This is a genomic window from Mycobacterium hackensackense (genome assembly GCF_025822555.1).
GTDB lineage: Bacteria > Actinomycetota > Actinomycetes > Mycobacteriales > Mycobacteriaceae > Mycobacterium > Mycobacterium fluoranthenivorans.
In genome coordinates, this window is the sequence record NZ_JACKUC010000037.1 from 108,010 (window position 1) to 120,531 (window position 12,522).

The 12,522-nt window shown below is 66.5% G+C and carries 11 protein-coding genes; 3 read left to right on the plus strand and 8 right to left on the minus strand.

Going from position 1 to position 12,522, the window contains the following annotated elements; all coding sequences use genetic code 11:
* Position 1: 1 nt before the first annotated feature.
* The gene (locus tag H7J86_RS28435) at positions 2 to 1,228 is read right to left on the minus strand and encodes a GAF domain-containing sensor histidine kinase (RefSeq protein ID WP_090359793.1); all 1,227 of its coding nucleotides are present in this window, start codon (positions 1,226 to 1,228) and stop codon (positions 2 to 4) included.
* On the minus strand, positions 1,225 to 1,911 hold the full coding sequence (locus H7J86_RS28440) for a response regulator (RefSeq protein WP_267295020.1): 687 nt from the start codon (positions 1,909 to 1,911) through the stop codon (positions 1,225 to 1,227). The genes H7J86_RS28435 and H7J86_RS28440 overlap by 4 nt, the downstream gene beginning before the upstream one ends.
* An 83-nt stretch (positions 1,912 to 1,994) precedes the next feature.
* Here H7J86_RS28440 and H7J86_RS28445 point away from each other — a divergent pair, with 83 nt between their 5' ends.
* Positions 1,995 to 2,762 (plus strand): HAD family hydrolase, encoded by a 768-nt coding sequence (locus H7J86_RS28445; RefSeq protein WP_267295022.1) that lies wholly within the window; start codon positions 1,995 to 1,997, stop codon positions 2,760 to 2,762.
* A 55-nt stretch (positions 2,763 to 2,817) separates the two neighbouring features.
* Here the strand turns inward: H7J86_RS28445 and mmsB are convergent, their stop codons facing one another.
* The 3 genes from mmsB to H7J86_RS28460 are packed head-to-tail and all read right to left on the minus strand — an operon-like array spanning position 2,818 to position 6,383.
* Positions 2,818 to 3,690 (minus strand): 3-hydroxyisobutyrate dehydrogenase, encoded by an 873-nt coding sequence (mmsB, locus tag H7J86_RS28450; protein ID WP_267295024.1) that lies wholly within the window; start codon positions 3,688 to 3,690, stop codon positions 2,818 to 2,820.
* A gap of 11 nt (positions 3,691 to 3,701) precedes the next feature.
* Positions 3,702 to 4,850 carry an acyl-CoA dehydrogenase family protein gene (locus tag H7J86_RS28455; RefSeq protein ID WP_267295066.1) on the minus strand — a complete coding sequence of 383 codons (1,149 nt, stop codon included), beginning with the start codon at positions 4,848 to 4,850 and terminating at the stop codon, positions 3,702 to 3,704.
* A 12-nt stretch (positions 4,851 to 4,862) separates the two neighbouring features.
* On the minus strand, positions 4,863 to 6,383 hold the full coding sequence (locus H7J86_RS28460) for a CoA-acylating methylmalonate-semialdehyde dehydrogenase (protein WP_090359784.1): 1,521 nt from the start codon (positions 6,381 to 6,383) through the stop codon (positions 4,863 to 4,865).
* Between the two features lie 191 nt (positions 6,384 to 6,574).
* On the opposite strand from H7J86_RS28460, the gene H7J86_RS28465 reads away from it, so the two are divergent.
* Positions 6,575 to 7,051, plus strand: a complete 477-nt coding sequence (locus H7J86_RS28465; protein ID WP_267295026.1) for an OsmC family protein — start codon at positions 6,575 to 6,577, stop codon at positions 7,049 to 7,051.
* Between the two features lie 381 nt (positions 7,052 to 7,432).
* The gene (locus tag H7J86_RS28470) at positions 7,433 to 9,181 is read left to right on the plus strand and encodes a cellulase family glycosylhydrolase (protein ID WP_267295028.1); all 1,749 of its coding nucleotides are present in this window, start codon (positions 7,433 to 7,435) and stop codon (positions 9,179 to 9,181) included.
* 67 nt (positions 9,182 to 9,248) lie between these two features.
* On the opposite strand, the gene H7J86_RS28475 is transcribed toward H7J86_RS28470, so the two are convergent.
* The 3 genes from H7J86_RS28475 to H7J86_RS28485 are packed head-to-tail and all read right to left on the minus strand — an operon-like array spanning position 9,249 to position 12,513.
* Positions 9,249 to 10,094 carry an LLM class F420-dependent oxidoreductase gene (locus H7J86_RS28475; protein WP_267295030.1) on the minus strand — a complete coding sequence of 282 codons (846 nt, stop codon included), beginning with the start codon at positions 10,092 to 10,094 and terminating at the stop codon, positions 9,249 to 9,251.
* Positions 10,095 to 10,108: 14 nt separating this feature from the next.
* Positions 10,109 to 10,987 (minus strand): LLM class F420-dependent oxidoreductase, encoded by an 879-nt coding sequence (locus tag H7J86_RS28480; protein WP_267295032.1) that lies wholly within the window; start codon positions 10,985 to 10,987, stop codon positions 10,109 to 10,111.
* A gap of 59 nt (positions 10,988 to 11,046) precedes the next feature.
* The gene (locus H7J86_RS28485) at positions 11,047 to 12,513 is read right to left on the minus strand and encodes an ATP-binding protein (protein WP_090360470.1); all 1,467 of its coding nucleotides are present in this window, start codon (positions 12,511 to 12,513) and stop codon (positions 11,047 to 11,049) included.
* Positions 12,514 to 12,522 lie beyond the last annotated feature (9 nt).

The window sequence follows — 12,522 nt, forward strand, 5'->3', positions numbered from 1 at the left end:
GCTAGATCGAAGGGAGCGGGATCGTGGCCGTCACCGCGGTCCCGGCGCCGGGGCGGGACCGGATGTGCAGCCGCCCGCCGACGATCTCGGCGCGCTCGGCCATCGACAGCAGGCCGTAGCCACCCATCTCATCGCTGCCGAGCGGGTTCTCGAAGGTGTCGAAACCTATTCCGTCGTCCATGATTTCGAGGCGGGCAGTGTCCTCGTACACCCCGAAGGTGAGCCGGGCGGCGCTCGCCTGGGCGTGTTTGACGACGTTTTGCAGGCATTCCTGGGCGATCCGGTACAGCGCCACCTCGATGTGGTCGGGCAGCCTTTCATCGGCCAGATCCAGCTCCAGACGCAGCTGCGGGATGGACCGGGCCAGACTGGCCAGCCCGCCGGCCAGCCCGAGATCGTCGAGCACCGGGGGACGGAGTCCGCTGATCGCCGCGCGCGCCTCTTGCAGGGTCAGGTCGACCAGCTCACGGGCCCGGCCGAGTTGAACGCCTGCCTCCGAGGGGTTTTCGGCGACCGTCCGGGTCGCTGCGTCCAGCCAGTACGACAGGGTGATCAGCCGTTGCGAGATCCCGTCGTGGATATCTCCGGCCAGCCGTCTGCGTTCGATCTCCTGAGCCTGGATCACCTGCTCGACGAAGTTCTCGTGGGCACGTTCACGGACCACCAGTTGCCGGTGCAGACGCGCCTGGTGCATGGCGCCGGCGATCAGCCTGCCGATCACCAGCAGTAGCTCGACATCGCGGGCGCCGAATTCCCGGCGCGCCACGGTGTGCACATTGAGCACCCCGACCAGGCCGCCCGGATCGGTCTCCATGGGCACCGACACCATCGAGGTGAAGTCGGATCCACGCAGCGACTCGAACGGCAGGTAGCGCGGATCGGCTTCCTTGTCGGCGATGATCACCACCGGCTCACGATGGCTGGCCACCCACCCCGAGACGCCGTGCCCGAGCGGCAGCCGGATCTTGCCGACCTCACTGTCGAACGGTGGGGTGGCCCCCGTCAGGGTCAGTGAGCGTTCGGTGTCGTCGAGCACATGCACGAAACAGACGTCGGTGCCGGTGGCGGCGGTGATCATCCGGGCCGCGGCAGCGGCCAGCGGCTCCACACCGGGGCCGCTGGAGGCGGCCTGGATGAGTTCGCGCAGCAGCGTCAGCTCGCCGTCGGTGGTGAGCACGGTCCGGCGGGCAAGATCGGAGCTGCCCGGGGCATCCTCGTCGGCGCTCATCGGTAGATCCCCTCCCGCAGTGCGGTGGCGACGGCGCCGGTGCGATCGGTCACCCCGAGCTTGCGGTAGATGGAACTGAGATGGCTCTTCACCGTTTCGTCGCCGATCACCAGTTTGGTGGCGATCCCGCGATTGGACAGCCCGTTGACCACATAGGACAGGATCTCGCTCTCCCGCTGGGTGAGGCCCTGCCGCGCCCCGGGCCAGAACTCGTCGCGTTGTAAGCGGGCTGCGGTGTCGGCGGCGCGGGCGGCCATCCCCGGATCCAGCGCGGTCTGCCCGAGGTGCACGAACTCCAGCTGGCGCACCAGTTCGTCGCTGCCGATGCTCTTGAGCAGATAACCCGATGCCCCCACCCGCAACGCCTGGAAGAGGTACTGCTCGTCGTCGTAGACCGACAACATGACCACCTTGCGGTTCGGGTTGCGTTCGCGCAGTTCGCGGCACAGGTCCAGGCCGCTGGAGCCCTGCATCCGGACATCGCAGAGCACGATGTCGGGGTCGAGTCCGTCGACGACGGTCACCGCGCGGTCGGTGCCGACGGCCTGGCCCACCACCTGCACCCGCTCGCCGAACGCGGCCAGCATCGCCTTGAGCCCTTCGATGACCATCTCGTGGTCGTCGACCAGGACCAGCCGCAGCGGCCTGCGCGATCCGCCTTCGGCTTCTCGCTGTGGTGCCATGGCGACCATTCTGCGCAAGTTGGCCTCCCGAATCCCCCCTTTGGGGGAGGCCGCCGGTGTGTGACCTGGGCCACGCTGTGTACATGCGGGGTGACATCGGGGTGCGGAGCTACTGGTGGGATGCCGGCCGGCCGGCCGGCGCCGTGGTGGAACCGCTGCAGGCGGTCATCTTCGACGTGGACGGTGCCTTGGCCGATATCGAGCGGGACGGCCAGCGGCGTGCGTTCAACGCGGCATTCGCGGCGCACGGTTTCGATATCAGCTGGACGGTCGCCGAGTACGGCAGGCTGGTGTGTATCGGTGACGAACGCCGCCGCATCGCCTCGGCCCTGCGCAGGCGGGGCTACGGGCGGATCAGCGCGGAGATCGCCACCCACATCCAGCACACCAAGAACGACCTGTTCGCCGAATGGGTGCTCGACGGTGACGTTATCCCGCGACCGGGCCTGGACGACCTGGTGAACAGCTTGTACGCCGCGGGTATCGCGATCGCGGTGATCAGCACCGGGTCACCGCACTGGGTGGAGCCGCTGGTGCGTCAGCTGATCGGCGAGGGGATCGCCGGGGCCACCGTCACCCCCGATGACCTACCCCGCCCCACCCGCGAACCGGACCTGCACGGGCACGCGCTGTGGGAACTCGGGCTGGGGCCGGAGTGCGCGCTGGCGGTGACGGGGTCGGCACACGGCTTGTGCGCCACCACCGCGGCCAAGCTGGCCACGGTGGTCGTGCCGACGGCGTACACCAGCGGCCAGGACTTCACCGGTGCCGCCGCGGTGCGCCGCGACTACGACGGTTGGTCGGCCGACGGATGTGCGCGGCTGCACCGCTATTGGTGGATGGCGCGCTGAGCTTGTTCGAGGGGTCGGGCTCACGCGCTCCCCGGTGCGCGAAGCGACGGCGGATTCAGCCTCGGATCATCTCGATGACGGCGCTGAAATCCTTGTCCGGGTGCTCGGCGGCGAACTTGGCGTAGATCTCGGCGGCATGCGTACCCAGCGGTGCGGCCGAACCCGTCGAGGTGACTGCAGCCATCGCCAATCCCAGGTCCTTGTTCATCAGGGCGGTGGCGAACCCGGGCTTGAAGTCATTGTTCGCCGGCGACGTCGGAACCGGTCCGGGGACCGGGCAATTCACCTGTACCGCCCAGCAGTTCCCGGTGGCACCGGTGATGACGTCGAACAGCGACTGTTTGTCCAATCCCAGTTTCTCGGCCAGGACGAACGCTTCACCGATGGCGATCTGCTGCACCGCGAGCACCATGTTGTTGCACACCTTCGCGGCTTGACCGGCACCGGAGTCGCCGCAGTGGATGATCTTGCCGGCCATCGGTTCCAGGACGGGCCGGCCGCGCTGCACGGCCTCGCTCTCGCCGCCGACCATGAAGGCCAGCGTGCCGGCCACCGCGCCCTTGACCCCGCCGGACACCGGCGCGTCGAGTTGGGCGAATCCGTGTTCACCGGCGAGCCTGTGCACCTCTCGGGCGTCGTCGACGGAGATGGTGGAACTGTCGATGAACAGCGCCCCGGCCGCGGCCGCCGGCAGCACCTCGGCATATGCACTCTTGACCAGTGCACCGTTGGGCAGCATGGTGATCACCACGTCGGCACCGTCGACAGCCTCGGCTCCGCTGCCGAAGACGCTGACGCCGTTACTTTTTGCGGTCTCGACGGCGGCGGGAACGGGGTCGAACCCGCGCACCGTATGCCCTGCGGCCACGAGGTTGGCGGCCATCGGCCCGCCCATGTTCCCCAGTCCGAGGAACGCGATCGTACTCATTGCGGGTCCTTTCATGCACTCGCACGCGACGAGACGGATCTCCCGATCACCACGCGCATGATTTCGTTCGTTCCCTCAAGGATGCGGTGCACCCGCAGATCGCGGACGATTTTCTCCAGGCCGTACTCATGCAGATATCCGTAGCCGCCGTGCAGTTGCAGGGCCTGATCGGCCACCTCGAAGCACGCGTCGGTGACATACCGCTTCGCCATCGCGCACAGCATCACCTTGTCGGGGTGGCCGCTGTCCAGGGCGCCGGCCGCGCGCCACAACATGTTCCGTGAGGTCTCCAGTGCGGTGGCCATATCGGCGAGGGTGAACCGGATGGTGGGTTCGTCGAGCAGGGTGCCACCGAAGGCCTGACGGTCGGCCAGGTAGGCGACGGCCTTATCGTGCGCGGACTGCGCTCCGCCCAGTGAACATGCCGCGATGTTGATACGACCACCGTTGAGCCCGTTCATCGCGATGCCGAAGCCGGTGCCCTCGGAGCCACCCAGCAGCGCATCGGCGGGCACCCGCACACCCTCGAACACCACCTGCGCGGTCGGCTGGGCGTTCCAGCCCATCTTGACCTCTTGGGCGCCGAAACTGAGCCCTGGCGAATCCTTTTCGATCAGGAAGGCCGATATCCCCTTCGGCCCGTCGGCGCCGGTGCGTGCCATCACCACGTACACATCCGAGCTGCCGGCGCCGGAGATGAACTGTTTCACGCCGTCGAGCACGTAATCGGACCCGTCCCGCACCGCTTTGGTGCGGAGCGCCGCTGCGTCTGATCCGGCGCCTGGCTCGGTCAGGCAGTAGCTGGCGATGGACTGCATGGAGGAAAGGCATGGCACCCACGTCTTGCGCTGCTCGTCGGTGCCATACGTGTCGATCATCCACGCGCACATGTTGTGGATCGACATGAATGCGGCAATGCTCGGGTCGGCGGCGGCGAGCTGCTCGAAGATGCGCACCGCATCGATGCGACGCAGCCCGGTGCCGCCGGCGTCCTCGGCGCAGTAGATGCCGCCCATACCCAGTTCGCCTGCCTCCCTGAACACATCGGTGGGGAAGTGGTGCGTCTGGTCCCATTCCAATGCGTAAGGCGCGATGCGCTTCTCGGCGAACGCGGCCGCCGTCTCGGCGATCACGCGTTCGTCGTCGTCCAAGTCGTGCAGGTCCATCGCCGGCTACTTCATGGTGGGGATGACGAACTCGGCCCCATCCTTGATACCCGAGGGCCAGCGCTCGGTGACGGTCTTGACCTTGGTGTAGAACTGGATCGACGCCGGGCCGTGCTGATTGAGATCGCCGAAGCCCGAACGCTTCCAGCCGCCGAAGGTGTGGTAGGCCACCGGCACCGGGATCGGCACGTTCACGCCCACCATGCCGACCTGAACCCGGGACACGAAGTCGCGGGCGGCATCGCCGTCGCGGGTGAAGATGGCCACGCCGTTGCCGTACTCGTGCTTGGTGGGCAGTTCCAGTGCGGCCTCGTAATCCTCGGCGCGCACGATGCACAGCACGGGGCCGAAGATCTCATCGGTGTAGATCGACATGTCGGTGGTGACGTGGTCGAACAGTGTCGGGCCGATGAAGAAGCCTTTCGACAGGTCCTGATCATCGAAGGTGAGTTCGTCGGTGGCACGCTCGCGGCCGTCTATCACCAGTTCGGCACCGGCCTCCACGCCTTGGCCGATGTAGTCACGGACCCGCTCCAGCGCCGCACCGGTGACCAGCGGCCCGTAATCGGCCTTGGGGTCCAGGCTGTGTCCAACGCGCAGCTGATTGACCCGCTCAACAAGTCTGGCGCGCAGGCGGTTTGCGGTCTCTTCGCCGACCGGCACCGCGACGCTGATCGCCATGCACCGCTCACCGGCGCTGCCGTAGCCCGCGCCGATCAACGCGTCCACGGCCTGGTCCAGGTCGGCGTCGGGCATCACGATCATGTGGTTCTTGGCGCCGCCGAAGCACTGCGAGCGCTTCCCGTGCGCCGCCGCGGTGGAGTAGATGTACTGCGCGATATCGGAGCTGCCGACAAAACCGACGGCCTGGATGTCCGGGTGGGTGAGGATGGCGTCGACCGCCTCCTTGTCGCCCTGTACCACCTGGAACACGCCCGGGGGCAGACCCGCGTCGATGAACAGTTCGGCCAGCCGCAGCGGCACCGACGGATCGCGCTCGGATGGCTTGAGGATGAAGGCATTTCCACACGCCAGCGCGGGCCCTGCCTTCCACAGCGGGATCATCGCCGGGAAGTTGAACGGGGTGATGCCGGCGACGACGCCGAGCGGCTGGCGGATCGAGTACACGTCGATACCGGTACCGGCGCCTTCGGTGAACTCACCCTTGAGCAGGTGCGGAATGCCGATCGCGAACTCGATCACCTCGATACCGCGCTGGATGTCGCCCAGCGCGTCGGGGACGGTCTTACCGTGCTCGATGGACAGCAGGCGGGCCAATTCATCTGCGTGCTGGTTGACCAGGTCGACGAACTTCATGAACACCCGGGCGCGGCGCTGCGGGTTGAACCCGGCCCAGACCTTCTGGGCCTGCACCGCGTTGGCGACGGCGGTCTCGACATCGGCCACCGAGGCCAGCAACACCTGGGCTTGGACCTCGCCGGTGCTCGGGTTGAGCACATCGGCGGTGCGGGTGGATGCGAGGTTGCTGCGCTCGCCGTTGATGAAGTGCTGAATCTGTGTGGTCATGGCGTCCGTCCCGAAAGGTTGTGCCCAGAAAGTTGGTGCCCAGAAAGTTGTACTCAGAAGAACCCGGGCCGTGACCCGAGATACTTGCATATCCTAGTAATGGCGCGGCCTGGTTGGCAAGGGTGCACTCGAGCCTGATCGCCGACGGAAATTGCCTCGAGTGTGGGAGCGGTGCCGGAGATAATCGGCGGATGGCCGGGACGCACGAGTACGCGCTGGACGTGACGTGGACCGGTAACACCGGCACGGGCACCAGCGGATATCGCGATTACGCGCGCTCGCACGAGCTCAGCGCACCGGGAAAGCCGACGATCCCCGGTACCGCCGACCCCGCCTTCCGGGGGACGGCGGATCGGTGGAACCCCGAGGAAATGCTGGTGGCCAGCTTGTCGCAGTGCCACATGCTGTGGGTGCTGGCGTTGTGCGCACAACAGCGGATCGTGGTCACCGGCTACACCGATCACCCGTCGGGCACGATGGTCGAGACGCCGGACGGCGGCGGGCATTTCGCCGAGGTGATTCTGCGTCCGCAGGTGGAGATCGCCGACGCGGCGGATGCCGAGGCGCTCCCCGGGTTGCACGAACGCGCGCATCACCTGTGCTTCATCGCGAACTCGGTCAACTTCGACGTCCGTTGCGAGCCTCGGCATTCGGTGCGGGCCCGCTGAGGCTCGCCGGCTGCCCCCAGCGGCAGCGAATTCGGGGCAATTTTCGAGCGGTCGGCAGTGCGAGAGCGTGAACACCTGTACTTTTGCTATCCCTGCACGCGTGGTTATCCGCGTTTGCCGGGCGGCAATTATGAGATGCTGAGATATCGGTAATCCCGCAGTTTGACGCGGTCGAATAGCCATCCTTTATATATTTCCCGCCAGTCCAGTCAGCTAATTATTATCAAGATCGTCGATTTGCCGATTTGCCGTTCTGAGCTGCTTTCATGACGATGCTGACAATTTCACGAGTTACTGCGGTGCGCAAATTCGGTGAATGGCGCATGGCGCATGGGGGTATGGCCGTAGTGAGGCAGATCACCATGGCGAAAGGGATTTATCGTGAGGCGCAACATTTGCAGAACCAATAAGTTCGTGGTCGGCTCGATCGCGATCATCAGCGCCTCGGCGGTGATCGCGTACACGGGTCCGGGCGCCACGCCGACGGGTGTTGTACTCGCGGCCGAGATCGACACCTCGTCGGACACGCTGGGTATCGCGGATTCCCAATTGGTGTGGGAGACACCGGCTCAACAGGCTCAGGCGCTCGACGCGATGCAGGCCCTCGGGGTCAACACCGTTCGTGTCGGCGTCTTCTGGGGTGGCATCGAGCTGGCCCCCGGGGTGTACAACTGGAGCGCGCTCGACAGTCTGATCAACGCGGCGGCCGACCGGAATATGGGTGTGCTCGCCGCGGTCACCACCACACCGCCCTGGGCGGCGACACCGGGGTCGGCGCCGTACTACACGCCACCGGCCAACCCCCAGACATTCGGGAACTTCACCGGGGTGTTGGCCAGCCGGTACGCCGGCAAGATCTCGGCCTACGAGGTGTGGAATGAACCGAACGCGGCGTTCTTCTACAGTCCCAAGCCGGATCCGGCCAGTTACACCGAGTTGTTGAAGGCGGCCTATCCGAAGATCAAGGCCGCTGACCCGAATGCCACCGTGATCGGTGGTGTGGTCGGATCCGGGGTGACCATCGGCGACACGACGATGAACCCGGTGGACTTCGTCGAGGGTATGTACGCGGCCGGAGCCGAGGGCAGCTTCGACGCGCTGTCGTTTCACCCCTACCAGTACACGACGAAGTTCTCCGAAGGCGCGGACCTGGCCAATTCGCCGATCAACCAGCTCACCGACATCAGGAACCTGATGGTGGCCAACGGCGATGCAAGCAAGCAGATCTGGTCTTCCGAGTATGGACTGCCGACCAACGTGGTCGGTGAGCAGCAGCAGGCCGACTACATCCAGGACATGGTGACCGACTGGCGCACACTGCCCTATGCGGGGCCCGCGTTCATCTACACCCTGCGCGACACCAACACCGGAAGTACCAACGACGAGGACAACTTCGGGGTGTATCGGACGGACTGGACACCGAAAGCGGCTGTGGCCGTGATCAAATCGTTGACCGCTAGTGCGGCCGCAGATCCCGGGGTCGCTCTGACAGCCCTGACATCGCCGCTCGATTCGTCTCGGATGGTGACGCTCACGGATCCGGCGGCCACACCGGCCCAACAGCTCGCCGCGGTCGCCGCCGCCGATCCCACTGTGGCCGGGCGACTGCAGACCCTGACCGCGCAGTTGGCGGATGCCAGCACGGAAGCGGCGGATCCGGCTGTGGCAAAACAACTCTCGACGCTCAACCGGCAATTGGCGAGTGTTGAATCCGTGGCGCCGGCGGATACGGTCACCACCGGCAACACGTCGCCTGGTGAGCAGCGGCGGCTCGCTGCCGTAGCCGAGGGAAATCCGGCGGCAGCGAAGAGGCCGGCGGCGGTGGTGGATCGGGACGAGGTTGCTCAGACCGCAGGCCGTGAGAACGAGGCCGGGCCGGCGCCTTCGGCCACGCCCGATTCGGATGATTCGACGACCGGAGCGGCGGCCGCCCCCAAGCCCGCACCCCGGGACACCCCGCGCGCGTCCACGCGGGACGACTCCCGAGGTGCGCCCACCCGCAGCCGCAGCGATGACTCCTCGGATCGGCATCCCGGTCGACCGGGTGCGCACCGCGACCGCGCCGACGCCGGCAAAGGGTCCGGTGACCATCAGCGGCGCGGCGCCGAGGCCGGCAGCGGAGGCCGCTAGATCGCAGTGATCACAGAGGTCGCAGTGGGTTCCGTCACCTACCGGTGACGGACCCCACTGTGTCGCACTACTTTCCGAGCCCGAGTGGCCCGGCCAGCGCGGTGAGCGTGGGGACTAGCTTGTCCCATCCGCCGAGCACCTGGATGGCGACATGGTCGGCGCCGGCGTCGATGTGCTCGTTCAACCGGGCGGCGATCGCGTCGGCCGTCCCGTGCGCCACCACCGCATCGATCAACGTGTCGCTGCCCGGCTTGGCGATGTCCTCTTCGCTGAAGCCCAGCCGGCGCCAGTTGTTCAGGTAGTTACTCAGATTCAGGTAGAAGTCGACGGTGTCGCGGCCGACCTTTCGGGCGGCCTCGGTTGCCTGCGCCGAACCGTCGGTCAGCACCACCTTGTGTTCCGGAGCGAGAAAGACGCCGTCGCCCAGCACCTTCCGTGCCTCGGCGGTGTGCTCGGGCGTCGTCAGATACGGGTGCGCCCCCGCGCTGCGATCCCTGGCCAGCCGTAGCACCTTGGGGCCGAGAGCGGCCACCACACGACGGTCGGCCGGCACCTCGGCGGCGTCGAGTGCGTCGAGGTATTCGACCAGTACGTCGTAGGGCTTGCGATACTCCTGGGTGTGTTCGGGATGCCCGATTCCGATGCCCAGGAGGAAACGGCCCGGGTAGGTCTTCTCCAGCCGGTGATAGGTCGCGGCGGCCTGCTCGGCGGGCGAGGTCCACACGTTGATGATGCCGGTGGCCAGCTGCAACGTATCCGTGGCGTCCAGAATCTCCTCGGCGAAGGGCAGATCCCCGGCAGGGGAACCGCCGATCCACACCGCGCCGTAGCCGAGTTGCTCGATGGCGGCAGCCTGTTCGGGGGAGACCTTGCCGAACGTCCACACTCCGTAGCGGCCCAGGTTGATGCTCATGGCTATCCCTTCGATTACCGCAGGCCCAGTGGCCCGGCGAGTTCGGTCAGTGCGGCCACCAATTTGTCCGGTGTGGTCAGCACCTGGACCGGGACATGGTCGGCGCCGGCATCGAGGTGCTCACGCAGGCGCGCGGCGACCGCGTCGACGGTTCCATGGGCGACCACCGCGTCCACGAGACGATCGCTGCCCGGCTTGGCGACGTCGGAATCGGTGAACCCCAACCGCTTCCAGCTGTTGAGGTAGTTGTCCAGATTGAGGTAGATCTCCAGGGCCTTGCGGCCGACGGCGCGGGCCTGCTCCGCGTCGGTGGTCAGCACCGCCTTGTGCTCGGGGGCGATGAACGCTTCGGTGCCCAGGAGTGCGCGCGCTTGCGCGGTGTGCTCCGGGGTGGTCAGGTACGGATGCGCGCCCGCGGACCGCTCAGCCGAGAGCTGCAGGACTTTCGGGCCGAGCGCGGCCACCACGCGGCGGTCTTTGGGGACTCCGTGTTCGTCGAGCTTGTCCAGGTAGTCGTTGAGGGCGTCGAGAGGCTTCTTGTACTCGGTGATCGCCTCGCGGTGACCGACGCCGATGCCCAGCAGGAAGCGTCCGGGGTAGGCCTCGTCGATGCGATGGAACGACTGTGCCGTCGGGGCCGCCTCGGCCGTCCAGATGTTCACGATGCCGGTGGCCACCTGAAGGGTGGTGGTGCTCGCCAGCAGCGGCTCGACCCAGTCCAACTCCGCGGGCGGCGATCCGCCGGCCCAGATGGCGCCGTATCCGAGTGCTTCGATCTCTTGCAGTTGAGCGGGGGAGAACTGCTGCCACTGGGTGTAGTGACCGAAGACGCCGAATGAGCCGAGGTCTGGTGTGGATGAACGCTCGCGCGAAGAGGGTGTGGTCTGGGTCATGGATCAAGTCAACCCGTCGGGCTTGCGACGATATTCCGATGCGATCCGCATGACGGAAACTATTCGGCGGGATCGGCCTCGGCGGGTCGGGGCGCCACCAGCGGCAGGCACACGATGAACCGGGTGTTGCCCGGTTCGGATACCACCCGCATATCGCCGGCATGCTTCTCCACGACGATCCGCCAGGCGAGATCCAGGCCCAGCCCGGTGCCTTCGCCGAACGGTTTGGTGGTGAAGAACGGGGTGAAGATGCGACCGATGATGTCCTCGGGAATGCCGGGGCCGTCGTCGCAGATCTCGACGCGGATCATCTGATCGCTTTCCCGGGCGGTGCGCAGCGTCAGCGTGCCGTGTCCGTCCATGGCCTGCAAGGCGTTGTCGATGATGTTGGTCCAGACCTGGTTGAGGTCGCCCGGGTAGCACTGCAATTCGGGTAGCGACTTGTCCAGGTCCTTGACCAGGGTGATCGGTTTGCCCTGATGGCCGATCTTGTCGCCGAACATCATGATGGTGCTGCGCAGCAGCTCATGCACATCGGCGCGCTGGTAGGAGCCACGGTCCATCTGCGAGTACTGCTTGGCGCCGGCGAGCAGCGCCGAGATGCGCCGGCTGGCCTCGGCGATCTCGTTCATCCGCAGTTCGGTGTCGATGGTGTACTTCAACCACCCCAGGGCGCCTTGCAGCGAGGCGGTGACATCCGCGTCCTCACAGAACGCCGAGATCCGCTCCAGCCAGTCGATGTCCAGGCCCGCCTCGACGAAGGTGGGGGCGTAGTCCCAGGCGCCGACGATATCGCGGTCCTCCAGCCATTCACCGATCTGATCCTCGCGATCGGAGGTCTCCAGCGCGGTGAGCTCCAGGCCCTTGTTCTTGGCGACCTGCTCGGCCACCTCGTCCTGGATGGTCACCAGCATCCGCAGCGCCTCGGGGGAGAACTTGCCGTCGGCCAGCATGGCCAGCTTGTGCCGCATCTTGCCGACACCTTCGCGCAGGTCGGCCACCGCGCGGGCGGTCGCGGCGGCCGGGTTGTTCAGCTGATGGGTCAGGCCGGCGGTGATGGTGCCCAATGCCAGCAGCTTCTCGCGCTGGCCGATGATCTGGCTCTGCCGGCGGCCGCCGACGAGGTGGCCCTCGAGCAGATGCACGGCCATCGGGAACTGGGCCCGCATGAAGGCCGCGAACGCGTTCGCGTCCAGCACGAAGACCCGAGACGGCTCGACCAGACGGACCGAAGCCTGATAGACGTGCTCCTCGCCGGGAATGTAGGCCGACCAGGCGCCGAAGTACACACCGCGCTGCGAGGTGCGGTTGGTCTGGATGTCGACACCGCCGGAGCGTTTCGACATGATCAGCTCACCGTCGATCAGCACGTAGAAACAGCTGGCCTGTTCGCCTTCGGTGACGATCGGGCCCGCCGGGAAGGTCTCGATGGTGCCGGCCTGGCACAACGTGTCCAACTGTTCGTCGGACAGGTGCTCGAACAGGAACAGTGTCCGCAGTTCGTCGCGCACACAGGTCTCACCCATGGTCATCTG